We start from the raw sequence: 13,822 nt of genomic DNA on the forward strand, positions 1-13,822 counted from the left end.
TCCTGCGCTGCGCTCGGGCGCGCTCATGCGAGCGTCTTGCGCGGTGTCCACAGCGGCGGCGGGGTGCCGCCCCGGATCTCCCCGAGCATGTCGCGGAGGTGCAGCATGATGTGGTCGGTGATCTCGTTGAGCGTCTGGGCGGTCGGCTGCGCCTCGTCCCAGGCGGACAGGTCGATCGGGGCGCCGGCGATGATCGTCACGTCGGCGCGGGGCAGCAGCTTCAGCTTGCTGGTGCGCGGGTCGTAGATCCGCTCGGGGCCCCACATGACGATCGGGACCATCGGCGCGTGGGTGTCCAGCCAGAGGCGGGCGGCGCCGGTCTTGCCCCGCATCGGCCACAGGTCGGGCTCGCGGGTCGTGGTGCCCTCGGGGTAGATCACCACGGCCTCGCCGCCGCGGACGCCCGCCCGGGCGGCCTCCAGGGCCTTCACGGCGTCGGTGGTGCCGCGGTGGACCGGGATCTGGTGGTTGGCCCGCAGCAGGTAGCCCAGCACCGGCACCTTGAACAGGCTGGCCTTGGCCAGGAACGACGGCCATCGGCCGGCGTCGTAGATGTAGTGCGCGACGGCGAGCGGGTCGGCATGGGAGATGTGGTTGACGACCATGATCACCCCACCATCGGCGGGGATGTGCTCCATGCCCGTCCAGGTCCGGCGGGTCAGCATCTGGATCGTGGGCTTCACGGTCATGACGGCGAAACGCCGCCAGAAGCCGAGCCTCCGGCGCTTCATCTCACCCTCCCCTCACGGTTCTGCTGCGAATCATGCCACTGCCGGGCGCCGTGGCGCCGTGTCAGGATGGGTCATGCTCAGCACCTGGGTGGCGGTCGTGCCTGTCAAGCCGCTCGGTGCGGCGAAGACACGGCTGCGCGGCGCCGTCCCGCGGCCCGCGCATCCCGGCCTGGTGCTGGCCATGGCCCGTGACACGGTCGCGGCGGCGCTCGCCTGCCCGTCGGTGGCCGGGGTCGTCGCGGTCTGCGACGACCCGCTGGTGCGGGCGGAGCTCGTCGCCGACGGCGCCACCTGCCTGCCCGACACCCCGGCCGCCGGACTCAACGCGGCGCTGACCTTCGGGGCGCGGGCCGCGGGCGGCGCGCCCGTGGTCGCGCTGACCGCCGACCTGCCGGCGATGCGCCCCGCCGACCTGGCGGTCGCCCTGGCCGCGGCGGAGGCGCTGGGCCGCCGCGCGTTCGTGCCGGACCTGGAGGGCAGCGGCACCGTGCTGCTCGCCGCGCCCGCCGGGGTGGCCCTGGACCCGCACTTCGGGCCCGGCTCGGCGGCGGCGCACCTGCGCTCGGGCGCGGTCCGGCTCGACGGCGACTGGCCCAGCCTGCGCCGCGACGTCGACACCGCCGCCGACCTCGACGCCGCCACCGGCCTCGGCCTCGGCCCCCACACCGGCGAGATCCTCTGCACGCCCGCCTGACGACACGCCCGCCTGACGACCACCCCTGCGCCGCCCCGCGCAGGACGGCCGGCACCGGTGAGTGACGAAGAGCACCCCGGTGCCATCGAGCAGGACGGCCGCGGGTGGCAGCGGCGGCGCCGCGGTGACGCGAGACACGCGCCGGAAATCGATGCGCGGTAGCGTGGACTGATGCAGGGGACCGTGGCGACGTTCGACGACGACACCCGCACCGGCACGGTGCTGCTCGACGACGGTGCTGAGCTGCGATTCCCCGCTGCTGCCTTCGACGCGTCGGGCCTGCGTCACCTCCGCCTGGGGCAGCGGGTCCGCATCGACCGGGACGCCGCCGGGGCCGTCGTCAAGGTCACGCTGCCCACCTTCCCGTAGTGGCCAAGCAGCGGGAAGTTCATGTTCAGATCGGCACAAACGGGCCATGATGATCCGGTGGACGAGACGCCGACCGGTCGCAGCCGCCCCCGTAACGCAGCGCAACGCTCCGACCCGCAGAGCGCGCCTCCCAAGGCCGCCCCGCGCAAGGCGGCACCGCGACGGGCGGCCCCTCCGGCGGGCGGCACCGCGCCACGGGTCCGGCGGGCGACGAAGGCCGCGGCACCAGCACCCGGTGAAGACGTGCAGGCGAATCAGGCCGAGCCCGAGGAGGTCACCATGAGCGAGACGGTGACGGAGCAGCCCCCGCTGGTCCCCACCCAGAAGTCCCCCGGTGAGACACACGCCGAGTCCGACGCGCTGGTCGTACCATCCGAGAAACCGCTGCCCGAGGACCGGTATCTCAACCGGGAGCTCTCGTGGCTGGACTTCAACGCCCGGGTGCTGACCCTGGCCGAGGACCCCGCGACCCCGCTGCTGGAGCGCGCGAAGTTCCTCGCCATCTTCGCCAGCAACCTCGACGAGTTCTACATGGTCCGGGTCGCGGGCCTGAAGCGGCGGCTGCAGACCGGCATCCCGGTGCGCCGCCCCGGTTTCCTGCCGCCGACGGAGCAGCTGGAGCAGATCGCCGAGCGCACCACCGCGCTGGTCGCGCGCCAGTCGCGGGTCTTCGCCGAGGAGATCGCCCCGGCGATGGCCGAGGAGCGCATCCACATCGTGCCGTGGAGCGACCTCGACCCGGCCGAGCGGGAGCGGATGCGCACGTCGTTCCGCGAGCAGATCTTCCCGGTGCTGACGCCGCTGGCCGTCGACCCGGCGCACCCGTTCCCCTATATCTCCGGCCTGTCGCTCAACCTGGCGGTCGTGGTGCGGGAGCATGACGGCGGCCCCGAGCTGTTCGCCCGGATCAAGGTGCCCAACAACGTGCCGCGCTTCTACGCGCTGGACCGGACCACCCGCGACGGCGTGCGCACGGTGCGGTTCCTGCCGGTGGAGGAGCTGATCGCCGCACACCTCGGGCAGCTGTTCTCGGGGATGCAGGTGGTCGAGCACCACCTGTTCCGGGTGACCCGCAACGCCGAGGTCGAGCTGGACGAGGACCGTGACGAGGACCTGCTGCAGGCCCTGGAGCGGGAGCTGGCGCGGCGCCGCTTCGGCCCGCCGGTGCGCCTGGAGGTCGCCGCGTCGATCTCCGACCACGTGCTGGAGCTGCTGGTCCGCGAGCTCGACATGGACTCCCACGACGTGCTTCGGGTGCCGGGCCTGCTCGACCTGACCGCGCTGTGGGAGATCTACAACGGCGTGGACCGGCCGTCGCTGAAGGACCAGCCGTTCGTGCCGGCGACCCACCCGCACTTCGCCGAGGGCGAGACCCCGCGCAGCGTCTTCGCCCGGCTGCGCGACCACGACATCCTGGTGCACCACCCGTACCACTCGTTCTCGACCAGCGTGCAGCGCTTCGTCGAGCAGGCCGCCGCCGACCCCAACGTGCTGGCGATCAAGCTGACGCTGTACCGGACCAGCGGCGACTCCCCGATCGTGGACGCGCTCGTGGACGCGGCCGAGGCCGGCAAGCAGGTCGTGGTGCTGGTCGAGGTGAAGGCCAGGTTCGACGAGAAGGCCAACATCGGCTGGGCGAGGACGCTGGAGCGGGCCGGCTGCCACGTCGTCTACGGCCTCGTCGGGCTCAAGACCCACACGAAGACGGCCCTCGTGGTGCGCCAGGAGGGCAACCACATCCGGCGGTACTGCCACGTCGGCACCGGCAACTACCACCCGAAGACGGCCCGGCTCTACGAGGACTACGGGCTGCTCACCGCGGACCCGGAGGTCGGCGCCGACCTCACCGACCTGTTCAACGTGCTCACCGGGTACAGCCGCCAGACCTCCTACCGCCGCCTGCTGGTCGCGCCGCACGGCGTCCGGCGCGGCATCATCGACCGGATCGACCGGGAGATCTCCCTCGGCGAGCAGGGCCTGATCCAGCTGAAGGTCAACTCGCTGGTCGACGAGGAGATCATCGACTCGCTCTACCGCGCCGGCCAGGCCGGGGTGAGCGTCGACCTGATCGTGCGCGGCATCTGCGCGCTGCGGCCGGGCGTGCCGGGCCTGTCGGACAACATCCGGGTCCGGTCGGTGCTCGGCCGGTTCCTGGAGCACTCGCGGGTGTTCCGGTTCGGCCGCGACGCCTCCGCCGAGTACTGGATCGGCTCCGCCGACCTCATGCACCGCAACCTCGACCGCCGGGTCGAGGCGCTGGTCAAGGTCACCGACCCGGTCGCGGCCGGCGAGCTCGACCGGGTGCTGAAGCTGATGATGAGCGACGACACCGGCGCGTTCGAGCTGGCCGGGGACGGCACCTGGCACCGCCGGCAGGGCAAGAACCCGCAGGAGGCCCTGCTGCGCCGCATCGTCGACCGCGTGGAGCCGGCGTGAGCGAGCCAGAGCACAGCGGAGGCCCGCGAACCACAGGCGCGGTCGCGGCGGAGGCAGCGGCGTGAGCGCGCCGCAGCGCAGCGGAGGCGTGCGAACCATGAACACAGCGGCTGTCTCACGTCGTCGCCGGAGCGCAGCGGAGGCGGCGGCGTGAGGTTTGTTGTCGGGGACGGGTTCACGCTGCCCGACCTGGACGGCCGCGACGTCGACGCCACCTTCCACGACACCCCGGACGGCGCCCTCGCCCGCGCCGGGGTGTCGCTGCGCCAGCACCGCGACGGCACGTGGACGCTGCTGCTGCCGCGGCGGGGCCGGGAGCTGCACAGCCAGGCCGCGGGCGCCGGCGTCGTCCCGCCGGACCTGCTCGACGCGGTGACCGCCTTCCGCCGCGGCGCGGACCTCGGCGCCGTGAGGACGGTCCGCTCAGCCGTGCACGTGTCGTCGGCGGCGGGTGGTGTACTGGCCGAGGTCCGCCTCCTGTCCGAGCGCGGGACGGGCCGCCGCCCCCGGCGGGTCGAGGTGCTGCCGGTCGACGGCACGCCCGAGGACCTGGCCCGCATCGCGGGCGCGCTGACCGCGGCCGGCGCGGTGCCCGACCCGGACGGCGCCGCGCCCCCGCCGGAGCCCGACGACAGCGCCGGCGCGGTCCTCACCGAGGCGCTGCGCGACGGCGTCGGGCGGATCCTGCGGCACGACGCGTTCGCCCGGCTGCGCGAGACGATGCCCAACGGCGACACCCCCGTGCACCAGATGCGGGTCGGCACCCGGCGGCTGCGCAGCGACCTGCAGACGTTCCAGGCGCTGCTCGACCCGGCCTGGAGCCGGCCGCTGCGGGCGGAGCTGGGCCGGCTGGCCGGCGCGCTCGGCGGCGCCCGCGACATCGAGGTGATGCGGGCCCGGCTGCACGTGACCGCCGCCGCCGACCCGCTCGTGGCGGTGGACGCCGAGTCGGTGGGCCGGATCGACGCCGCGCTCGCCGGGCGGCAGGAGACGGCGCTGTCGGCGCTGGACGAGGCGCTGCGCTCGCCGCGCTACGTCCAGCTCCTCGACGCGCTGACCCGCCCGCCCAGGCTCGTCGGCCGGCACGGGGCACCCGCCGGGCGGGTGCTGCCGGGTCTGGTCCGCAAGCCGTGGCGGCAGCTGGTGGCCGGCGCTGACGCGCTGACCCCCGAGCTGCCCGACGACGACTGGCACGAGGTGCGCAAGCTGGCCAAGCGGGCCCGGTACGCGTTCTCCTGGGTGCCCGGCCCCGAGGCCGCGGTGCTCGCCAAGCGGGTCGCGAAGGCGCAGAAGGTGCTCGGCGAGCACCAGGACGCGGCGACCGCGGCCGACACGTGGCTCTTCGTGGCGCGGTTCCTCGACCGTGGCGACCACCGTCTCGCCGTCACGGCGGGCAGACTGTTCGAGCGGGAGCGGGCCGCGGTCACCCGGGCACGCGCCGCGTTCCCGGCGGTGTGGGCCGCGGTCTGCGAGGAGAACACCACAGCATGGCTGAAGTGAACACGGTCGTCCGCGCGGCGGGTGGCGTGGTGTGGCGCCCGGCGCGGGACGGTGTCGAGATCGTGCTGGTGCACCGCCCGCGGTACGACGACTGGTCCCTGCCCAAGGGCAAGGTCGACCCCGGCGAGCACGAGCTGGCCGCCGCGGTGCGGGAGGTCCACGAGGAGACGCTGGTGCGGGGCGTGCCGCAGGCCCGGCTGCCCTCGATCCGCTACCTGACCAGCGAGCCGGGCGTGGAGAAGGTCGTCGACTACTGGTCGATGCGGGCGCTGCTGTGGCAGGACCGGCCGGCGGACGACGAGATCGAGGAGGCGCGCTGGGTGCCGGTCGCGCAGGCGCCCGCGCTGCTGAGCTACGCGCACGACCGGGGTGTGGTGAAGGCGTTCCTGGACCTGCCGCCCGTGACGGCGGTGGTCGCCCTGGTCCGCCACGCGCACGCCGGCAAGCGCAAGGAGTGGGCCGGCCCGGACGCGGAGCGCCCGCTGGACACGGCCGGCGTGGGCCACGCGGCGGCGCTGAGCGCCCTCCTGCGGCTCCTGCGGCCCGAGTGGGTGGTGTCGGCCACCCCCTTGCGGTGCCGGCAGACGGTGGAGCCGCTGGGGCTGCCGTTCGACCTGGACGGCGCGTTCGACGAGGGGCGGTCCCCCGAGGCGGCCGCGGCCGCGCTGCGGGCCCTCGCGGCGCGGGGCGGGGCGAGCGTCGTGTGCAGCCAGGGCAAGCTGATGCCGCCGCTGCTGACCGCATTGACCGGACGCACCAATGTGGACTTCCACACCCGCAAGGGCGCCGGCTGGATGCTCACCTTCAGCGGTGACCGGCTCCTCGGCTGGGATCCGGTGCGCCCGCTGCGGGTCTGACGCACAAAAACGGAAGGGGCGGGGCCGCGAACTCGCGGCGCCGCCCCTTTTCCGTTGCCTTACCTCACTTGGCGGCGGCCTTCTTGGCCGGCGCCTTCTTGGCGGCCGTCGTGGTGGCGGCGGTGGCCGTCTTGCGCGCGGTCGTCGACGCGGCGGCGCGCGTGGTCTTCGCGGCGGCCTTCTTGGCGGGGGCGGCCTTGGTCGCGGCGGCCTTGGCCGGAGCGGCCTTCGCCGCCGCCTTGGTCGCGGTCGCCTTGGTGGCGGCCTTGGCCGGGGCGGCCTTCGCCGTGGTGGCCTTCGCCGTGGTGGCCTTGGCGGTCGTCGCCTTGGCGGTCGTCGCCTTCGCGGCGGCGGTCTTCGTGGCGGCGGCTGCCTTCTTGGCCGGCGCGGCCTTCGGCACCTTGCCGGCGGCGACCATCTCGCGGAAGCTGGCGCCGGCCCGGAAGGCGGGAACCGACGTCTTCTTCACCTTCACGGCCTCACCGGTGCGCGGGTTACGCGCGGTTCTCGCACCACGCACGCGCTTCTCGAAGACACCGAAACCGGTGATGGCGACCTTGTCGCCCTTGGTCACGGCGGCCTGAATCTCGGCGAGCACCGCGTCCAGCGCCGCGTTTGCCGACTTCTTGTCGCCCAGGCGAGCGCTGAGCGCCTCGATGAGCTCGGCCTTGTTCACGTTGTTTCCTCCCGTACCAGAAATGAAGTCCCTGTGGGCAAGGTATCCCAACGCTCACAGAATACAAACATTAGACGGAAAAGAAATCGTTGTGGAGCAACGGATTCGGCCGGTGGCTCATCGAGACGCCCAGGCGGGGCCTAGTGAACGACGGGTGTCCACTCCGGACGGCCTTGTTCGAAGGCGGTGATGGCATCCTCGTGGCGCAGCGTCAGACCGATGTCGTCCAGGCCTTCCAGCAGGCGCCAACGGCTGAAATCGTCGATCGGGAAGGCCCATTCACGGTCCCCCGCACGCAACTGCCGATCCTGCAGATCGACCGTTACCGCCAACTGCGGATCCGCTTCGATCGCGGCCCACAGCTCCTCGACGAGTTTGAGGTCCAGCTCGACGGGCAGGAGACCGGCCTTGAGCGCGTTGCCCCGGAAGATGTCGCCGAAACGCGGCGCGACGACCGCCTTGAAGCCGTAGTTCTGCAGCGCCCAGACGGCGTGCTCGCGCGACGATCCGGTGCCGAAGTCGGGCCCGGCGACAAGGATCGAGGCGCCCGTGTACGCGGGATTGTTGAGCACGAATGCGGGATCCGAGCGCCACGCGTTGAACAACCCGTCTTCGAACCCGGTTCGGGTGACGCGCTTGAGGTAGACGGCGGGGATGATCTGGTCGGTGTCCACGTTGGACCGGCGCAGCGGGACGGCCGTGCCGGTGTGGACGGTGAACTTCTCCATGTCGGATTCCTGCCTGTCTTCTCGGTCAGTTCAGGTCCGCGGGGGCCGCCAGGCGGCCGACGACGGCGGTTGCGGCGGCGACCTGCGGCGACACCAGGTGGGTGCGCCCACCACGGCCCTGCCGGCCCTCGAAGTTGCGGTTGGAGGTCGAGGCGGAGCGCTCGCCCGGCTTCAGCGTGTCCGGGTTCATGCCCAGGCACATCGAGCAGCCCGCGAAGCGCCACTCGGCGCCGGCCGCGGTGAAGACCTCGTTGAGCCCTTCCTCCTCGGCCGCGGCGCGGACCGACGCGGAGCCCGGCACGACGAGCATGCGCACGCTGTCGGCGACCTTGCGCCCGCGCAGCACGTCGGCGGCGGCACGCAGGTCCTCGAGCCGGCCGTTGGTGCACGAGCCGAGGAAGACCACGTCCACCGCGACGTCGCGCAGCGGCGTGCCCGGCGTCAGGTCCATGTACTCCAGCGCCTTCTGCGCCGCGACGCGGTCGGCGTCCTCGGCGAAGTCGGCCGGGTCCGGCACGCTCGCGCCCAGCGGCGCCCCCTGGCCCGGGTTGGTGCCCCAGGTGACGAACGGGGTGAGGTGGGTGATGTCGAGCGTCACCTCGGTGTCGAACTTCGCGCCCTCGTCGGTGCGCAGCGTCTGCCAGTACGCCTTCGCGCGGTCCCACGCCTCGCCCTTCGGCGCGTACTCGCGGCCCTCGACGTAGGCGAACGTGGTCTCGTCCGGCGCGATCATGCCGGCCTTGGCGCCCCACTCGATGGACATGTTGGAGACCGTCATCCGGCCCTCCATCGACATCTTCTCGATCGCGGGCCCGCGGTACTCCACCACGTGGCCGCGGCCGCCGCCGGTGCCGACCTGGGTGATGAGCGCCAGCACCAGGTCCTTCGCCGTGACGCCGGGGGCGAGCTCGCCGACGACGTTGACCGCCATCGTCTTGAGGTGCGGCTGCGGCAGCGTCTGGGTCGCCAGGACGTGCTCGACCTCGCTGGTGCCGATGCCGAACGCGATCGAGCCGAACGCGCCGTGGGTGGAGGTGTGCGAGTCCCCGCACACGATCGTCATGCCCGGCTGGGTCAGGCCCAGCTGCGGTCCCATGACGTGGACCACGCCCTGCTGCGCGTCACCGAGCGAGTGCCGGCGCACGCCGAACTCGTCGCAGTTGCGCCGCAGCGTCTCGATCTGGGTGCGCGACACCGGGTCGCTGATCGTCAGCAGGTTGTCGGTCGGCGTGTTGTGGTCCTCGGTCGCGATCGTCAGGTCGGGCCGGCGCACCTGCCGCCCGCCCATCCGCAGGCCGTCGAACGCCTGCGGGCTGGTGACCTCGTGGACCAGGTGCAGGTCGATGTACAGCAGATCCGGCTCGCCTGCGGCGGAACGGACGACGTGTGCGTCCCACACCTTCTCTGCGAGCGTCCGCGGTCGTGCTTCTCCCACCATCTGGACATCCTAAAGTTTGGGAGGTATGTTTCGGTCTGTGGGACACAGTATGAGCGGTGTCGGCGTGCTCGACAAGGCGGTGGTCATTCTGGCCGCCTGTGTCGACGGCGCCAGCCTTGCCGAACTGGTGGACCGGACCAAGCTTCCCCGGGCAACGGCGCACCGGCTCGCACAGGCCCTGGAAATCCACCGATTGCTTGTTCGTGACGCGCAAGGACGCTGGCGGCCGGGCCCGCGTCTGGGCGAACTCGCCAACGCGGCACCGGACGTTCTCCTGACCGCGGCCGAGCCGATGCTCACCGCACTGCGCGACGCGACCGGCGAAAGCGCGCAGCTCTACCTCCGCCGCGCCGACGAGCGGCTCTGCGTGGCCGCCGCCGAGCGCGCCAGCGGGCTGCGCGACACGGTGCCGATCGGCTCGGTGCTGCCGATGACCGCCGGCTCCGCCGCCCAGGTGCTCCTCGCGTGGGAGCCGCCGGAGGCGGTGATGCCGCTGCTGCCGCGCTGCAAGTTCACCGGCCGCACCCTCGCCGAGGTCCGCCGCCGCGGCTGGGCGCAGAGCGTCGCCGAGCGCGAGGCCGGCGTGGCCAGCGTCTCCGCGCCGATCCGCGACCGGACCGGCCGGGTCATCGCCGCGATCAGCGTGTCGGGCCCGATCGAGCGGCTCGGCCGGCGCCCCGGCGACCGCCACGCGATGGCCGTGGTGCGGGCCGGGCAGCGCCTCTCCGGCCTGTAACGTGCGGCACATCGGGGGCCTGTAGCGTGCGGCACATCGAGCCCGTCTGACTGAGGAGCCCCCCGTGCCTGAGTCCACCCCCGCCAGCCCGGAGCCCATCGACGACGGCCTCTCCGAGGCACCCGACACCCCGGAAGGTGAGGGGTCCGGCGTCGGCCAGGCCCCCTCGGGTGCCCCGGACCGGCCGTCGCACGCGCCGGGCTCACCGACCCCGGACGGCCCGCAGCGCCCCGACACCCCCACCGCACCGACCGCGCCGGCGCCACCGGCTCCGAGCGGCGGCAGCGGCGGGCGGGGCGGCTGCATGACCGCCATGCTCGGCCTGATCGTCCTGGTCGCCGCGCTGCTGGGCATCGCCGCCCAGTTCTAGCCGGTTTATCGGGTGCTCCCGGGCGCCGCCCTCCCGCTACGATGCGCGACGACATCCACGGGGAGGAACGCCACATGTCCGAGAGCACCCGATCGCCCGACGATTCCCTGCTGCCCCAGGACCCCTTGCCCACGGCGGACACCGGGACGGACATCGCCGTCGACGCGTCCCAGGCGGACGCTGAGACCGTCGACGCGTCCCAGGCTGACGCTGACGCCGTCGACGCTTCCCAGGCGGACCCTGACACCGTCGCGCTCGACGGTGACGCCCCGGCGTTCGCGGCCGGTGACGACCTCACCGAGGTGCCGGTCCGGCCGCGGCGGCGGCTCGCCGTGGTCCTGAGCGCCGCGGCGGTCGCGGTCGCCGTGCTGCTCGGTGGCGGCGCCTTCGCGCTCGCCAGGATGTGGAACGGCCCGACCGGCACCCTGCCGGAGGACCTCGTGCCCGCCTCTGTCGCCGCGTTCGCCCGCATCGACCTCTCCCCCGGCATCGGCCAGCGGGTCAAGGTCGAGGCGCTGCTGCGCAAGGCCGGCGGCAACGGCCCGAAGACCCTGGACGACACGAAGCGCGACATCTTCGCCGACCTCGAGGCGCCCATCGGCTACGACGACGTGGCCTCCTGGTTCGACGACCGGATCGGCGTCGCCATGTGGGCCGCCCCGGAGCCGGGCGCCAAGGCCGTCACCCTCGTCGTCGCCTCCTCCCGCGACGACGCCAAGGCCCGCAAGGCGCTCACCGCCGCCCAGCAGAAGGCCGGCACCGACGACCTCGGCTTCGTCGTCGGCGACGGGCACGTGCTGCTCGCGTTCGACGGCAAGGACCTCCAGCGGGCCGCGGCCGCGGCGGCCGCCGCGGCGGCGAAGGCTCCGCTGTCGAAGGATCCCGCGTTCACCGCCGCTGTGGCGAAGCTCCCCGCCGGCCAGCCCGGCCTCGCGTGGGCCGACCTGGCCCGCGCCGACGACCTGGCGCAGGAGTTCCTCGCGTTCGGCGTCGACGGCGACGTCGAAGGCGAAGAGACCGACGCCGAGGCCGCCGGCCCCCCGGTCGCGCTGCCGGAGCTGAAGGGCACGGTCGTCGTCGGCGTCCAGGCCGGTGACGACGGTCTGGAGCTGCGGGCCCGCGTGTCGGGCGGCTCGGGCCTGCCGCTCACCGCCACCTCCACCGGCACCGACGCGCTCGCCCTCCTGGGCGCGCTGCCGGCGGACGCGACCGCGGCCGGCGCGGCCGGCGGCCCGCTCGGCGACCTGTCGCTCCTCGGCGGCGCCGGCGTGATCCTGTCCTCGACCCTGTTCCCGCTCGCCCGGTTCGGCGGCCTCGCCGACGACATCGACCTGGCCGACCTCCCCCCGCCGCCGGGCGTCGATCCCAATAAGGTGATCACGCTCCCGCCGGGCGTCGACCTCACCGACCCGGCGGCGATCGAGAAGTACTTCCGGGAGCACCCGGAGCTGGGCGACGGCACCGTGGTGCGGTCGTTCACGACGACCCAGCCCAGCTCGGAGGAGGTCCAGAAGGCCATCCAGGCGCTGGACAAGGCGATGGCCGCCGCGACGTCGGTGACGTTCGCCGTGGCCGGGCCGGAGCCCAAGGAGCACGAGCTGGGCGAGCCGCTGCAGGTCGACCTGCGGCTCGCCGACGCCGCCGCGGCCAAGCAGCTGCAGGCCGACCTCGCCGCGCTGCTGAAGGCCGGCGGGACGGTGTGCGAGGTCCACGAGGAGCACGTGGTCCTGCGGACGAAGACGTTCGCTGCCGGTACCGGCGGAAAACTCGCCGACAGCGAGCGCTTCCGCGCCGCGACCGCGGGCGGGGTCCCCGGCGCCACCGCGGCGTTCTACGTCGACGGCGAGCGCGGCGGCACCGCCCCGGCCAAGGGGATCGGCGTGACCGTCGGCCACGACGGCACCGACACCGTCGTCATGGCCCGGGTCCTGATCGGCTAGACCTCCACCACCTCGCGCCCGAGCGGCCAGAAGGCGACCGGCACGAGCTTGAAGTGGGCGATCCCGAACGGGATCCCGATGATCGACAGGCACAGCGCCACCCCGGCCGTCACGTGGCTGAGCGCCAGCCACCAGCCGGCGAGCACGACCCACAGGATGTTGGCCAGGCCCGTCGCCACCCCGGCGTCGGGCTTGGCCTGCACCGTCCGACCGAACGGCCAGAGCGAATACAGGGCGAGCCGCCATGACGCCACCGCGAACGGGATCGTCACGATGAGCACGAAGCAGATCGCCGCGGCGAAGGCATAGCCCACGAACAACAGGAAGCCGCCGCCGAAGATCAGCCACAGCACGTTCAGCACGAAGCGAATCATGCTTCGATCATGCGCCTGCCGCGCCACCGGCGAGGGTGACGACGTCGTCGGCGCAGCCCCAGGAGAGGGTGACGCCGGCGCCGCCGTGGCCGTACGCGTGCACGAGGCGGACGCCGCCGGGCAGCCCCACCGGGTCGGCCTCGACCCTGGCGCCGCCGTGCCGAGCGGGCCGCAGCCCCGCCGCCTGCCACAGCACCGGCGCCCCGGCCAGCTCGGGGACCAGCTCGGCGCAGCGGGCCAGGATCGCCGCCGTGGTCGCCGGGTCGACGGCGGTGTCCCACTCGCCGGGCTGGAACGTGCCGCCGAGGACCACGTCCCGGCTACGGGGATGGATGTACGTCATGCCCGCCGGGTGTTCCTCGTCACGCACCGAGGTGACGAGGCCCGGATTGGCGACGCCGACGATCTGGCCGCGGGCCGGGTGCACGGCGGGGTCGCCCGCGAGGTCGCGCGCGGCGAGCCCGGTCGCGTTGACCACGACCCGCGCGCCGGCCACGAGCCGCGGCACGTCGGCGAGGCGCTCGACCCGGTGCCGCACGAGCCGCCCGCCGGCCGTGCCGAACCGGTCCAGCAGGCTCCGCAGGTACACCGGCATCTCCACGGAAGGGACGGTGAAACGCCACTCGCCCGGCCCCTCCGCGAAGTCCGGGACGGCCGGGGCCCACCAGGGCGTCTCGTGCGGGCGGCGCAGGATCATGCGGGTGGGCCGGGGCACGACGCCGGGCACGCCCCGCGCCGCCTGAGCGGTCAGCTCGTCGAAGGTGCGGCCGGCCCAGCTCAGGACGCGGGGGTCGCCGTCGGTACGGGTGGGGTACCAGACCGCGGCGGCCAGGCTCGACACGGTGTGCCCCGGCTCGTCGGCGGTCACGACCGTCACGGTGTGCCCGTGCTCCTGCAGGCGGACGGCGCAGGTGAGCCCGATGATCCCGGCGCCGAGAACTGTCACGTCGCTCATGCCTTCACTGTGTGCTCC

14 protein-coding genes are annotated in these 13,822 nt (G+C 73.6%); 8 read left to right on the top strand and 6 right to left on the bottom strand.

Features of this window, described 5'->3' with window-relative positions; genetic code table 11:
- Nucleotides 1–23: 23 nt before the first annotated feature.
- The gene (locus ABD332_RS38225; RefSeq protein ID WP_344508018.1) at nt 24–731 is read right to left on the bottom strand and encodes a lysophospholipid acyltransferase family protein; all 708 of its coding nucleotides are present in this window, start codon (nt 729–731) and stop codon (nt 24–26) included.
- A 73-nt stretch (nt 732–804) separates the two neighbouring features.
- On the opposite strand from ABD332_RS38225, the gene cofC reads away from it, so the two are divergent.
- The 5 genes from cofC to ABD332_RS38250 all read left to right on the top strand — a co-directional run bounded on the left by cofC (nt 805) and on the right by ABD332_RS38250 (nt 6,587).
- Complete coding sequence (gene cofC / locus ABD332_RS38230; protein WP_344508020.1) at nt 805–1,425, top strand: 2-phospho-L-lactate guanylyltransferase; 621 nt, start codon at nt 805–807, stop codon at nt 1,423–1,425.
- Between the two features lie 171 nt (nt 1,426–1,596).
- Nucleotides 1,597–1,794, top strand: a complete 198-nt coding sequence (locus ABD332_RS38235) for a cold-shock protein (protein ID WP_344508022.1) — start codon at nt 1,597–1,599, stop codon at nt 1,792–1,794.
- A gap of 57 nt (nt 1,795–1,851) precedes the next feature.
- Nucleotides 1,852–4,230 carry an RNA degradosome polyphosphate kinase gene (locus ABD332_RS38240; protein ID WP_425552354.1) on the top strand — a complete coding sequence of 793 codons (2,379 nt, stop codon included), beginning with the start codon at nt 1,852–1,854 and terminating at the stop codon, nt 4,228–4,230.
- A 150-nt stretch (nt 4,231–4,380) separates the two neighbouring features.
- A complete protein-coding gene (locus ABD332_RS38245; RefSeq protein WP_344508023.1) occupies nt 4,381–5,730 on the top strand; it encodes a CYTH and CHAD domain-containing protein in 1,350 nt (449 codons plus the stop codon).
- Nucleotides 5,718–6,587 (top strand): NUDIX domain-containing protein, encoded by an 870-nt coding sequence (locus tag ABD332_RS38250; RefSeq protein ID WP_344508024.1) that lies wholly within the window; start codon nt 5,718–5,720, stop codon nt 6,585–6,587. Before ABD332_RS38245 ends, ABD332_RS38250 begins: the two co-directional genes overlap by 13 nt.
- Nucleotides 6,588–6,651: 64 nt before the next feature.
- On the opposite strand, the gene ABD332_RS38255 is transcribed toward ABD332_RS38250, so the two are convergent.
- The 3 genes from ABD332_RS38255 to leuC form a co-directional block, all read right to left on the bottom strand.
- Nucleotides 6,652–7,263: an HU family DNA-binding protein gene (locus ABD332_RS38255; protein ID WP_344508026.1), complete on the bottom strand. Its 612-nt coding sequence runs from the start codon at nt 7,261–7,263 to the stop codon at nt 6,652–6,654.
- Between the two features lie 140 nt (nt 7,264–7,403).
- Nucleotides 7,404–7,991, bottom strand: coding sequence for a 3-isopropylmalate dehydratase small subunit (gene leuD / locus ABD332_RS38260; RefSeq protein ID WP_344508028.1), 588 nt, complete (start codon nt 7,989–7,991; stop codon nt 7,404–7,406).
- Between the two features lie 25 nt (nt 7,992–8,016).
- Complete coding sequence (gene leuC / locus ABD332_RS38265) at nt 8,017–9,429, bottom strand: 3-isopropylmalate dehydratase large subunit (protein WP_344508030.1); 1,413 nt, start codon at nt 9,427–9,429, stop codon at nt 8,017–8,019.
- 49 nt (nt 9,430–9,478) lie between these two features.
- On the opposite strand from leuC, the gene ABD332_RS38270 reads away from it, so the two are divergent.
- From ABD332_RS38270 to ABD332_RS38280, 3 genes are all read left to right on the top strand, one after another.
- Nucleotides 9,479–10,165: an IclR family transcriptional regulator gene (locus ABD332_RS38270; protein WP_033357786.1), complete on the top strand. Its 687-nt coding sequence runs from the start codon at nt 9,479–9,481 to the stop codon at nt 10,163–10,165.
- 64 nt (nt 10,166–10,229) lie between these two features.
- The gene (locus ABD332_RS38275) at nt 10,230–10,535 is read left to right on the top strand and encodes a hypothetical protein (RefSeq protein WP_344508032.1); all 306 of its coding nucleotides are present in this window, start codon (nt 10,230–10,232) and stop codon (nt 10,533–10,535) included.
- Between the two features lie 74 nt (nt 10,536–10,609).
- Complete coding sequence (locus ABD332_RS38280; protein WP_344508033.1) at nt 10,610–12,475, top strand: hypothetical protein; 1,866 nt, start codon at nt 10,610–10,612, stop codon at nt 12,473–12,475.
- Here the strand turns inward: ABD332_RS38280 and ABD332_RS38285 are convergent.
- A complete protein-coding gene (locus tag ABD332_RS38285) occupies nt 12,472–12,849 on the bottom strand; it encodes a YccF domain-containing protein (protein ID WP_344508034.1) in 378 nt (125 codons plus the stop codon). The genes ABD332_RS38280 and ABD332_RS38285 overlap by 4 nt on opposite strands.
- A 7-nt stretch (nt 12,850–12,856) precedes the next feature.
- Nucleotides 12,857–13,804 (bottom strand): FAD-dependent oxidoreductase, encoded by a 948-nt coding sequence (locus ABD332_RS38290; protein WP_344508036.1) that lies wholly within the window; start codon nt 13,802–13,804, stop codon nt 12,857–12,859.
- Nucleotides 13,805–13,822: the final 18 nt, after the last annotated feature.

It is taken from the genome of Dactylosporangium maewongense, from assembly GCF_039531485.1.
Taxonomy (GTDB): domain Bacteria; phylum Actinomycetota; class Actinomycetes; order Mycobacteriales; family Micromonosporaceae; genus Dactylosporangium; species Dactylosporangium maewongense.

Bases quoted from the DNA above. Each gene is read 5' to 3' on its own strand.
- ABD332_RS38225 (WP_344508018.1), bottom strand. From the start codon at position 731: ATGAAGCGCCGGAGGCTCGGCTTCTGGCGGCGTTTCGCCGTCATGACC.
- cofC (WP_344508020.1), top strand. From the start codon at position 805: ATGCTCAGCACCTGGGTGGCGGTCGTGCCTGTCAAGCCGCTCGGTGCG.
- ABD332_RS38235 (WP_344508022.1), top strand. From the start codon at position 1,597: ATGCAGGGGACCGTGGCGACGTTCGACGACGACACCCGCACCGGCACG.
- ABD332_RS38250 (WP_344508024.1), top strand. From the start codon at position 5,718: ATGGCTGAAGTGAACACGGTCGTCCGCGCGGCGGGTGGCGTGGTGTGG.
- leuD (WP_344508028.1), bottom strand. From the start codon at position 7,991: ATGGAGAAGTTCACCGTCCACACCGGCACGGCCGTCCCGCTGCGCCGG.
- leuC (WP_344508030.1), bottom strand. From the start codon at position 9,429: ATGGTGGGAGAAGCACGACCGCGGACGCTCGCAGAGAAGGTGTGGGAC.
- ABD332_RS38270 (WP_033357786.1), top strand. From the start codon at position 9,479: ATGAGCGGTGTCGGCGTGCTCGACAAGGCGGTGGTCATTCTGGCCGCC.
- ABD332_RS38280 (WP_344508033.1), top strand. From the start codon at position 10,610: ATGTCCGAGAGCACCCGATCGCCCGACGATTCCCTGCTGCCCCAGGAC.
- ABD332_RS38285 (WP_344508034.1), bottom strand. From the start codon at position 12,849: ATGATTCGCTTCGTGCTGAACGTGCTGTGGCTGATCTTCGGCGGCGGC.
- ABD332_RS38290 (WP_344508036.1), bottom strand. From the start codon at position 13,804: ATGAGCGACGTGACAGTTCTCGGCGCCGGGATCATCGGGCTCACCTGC.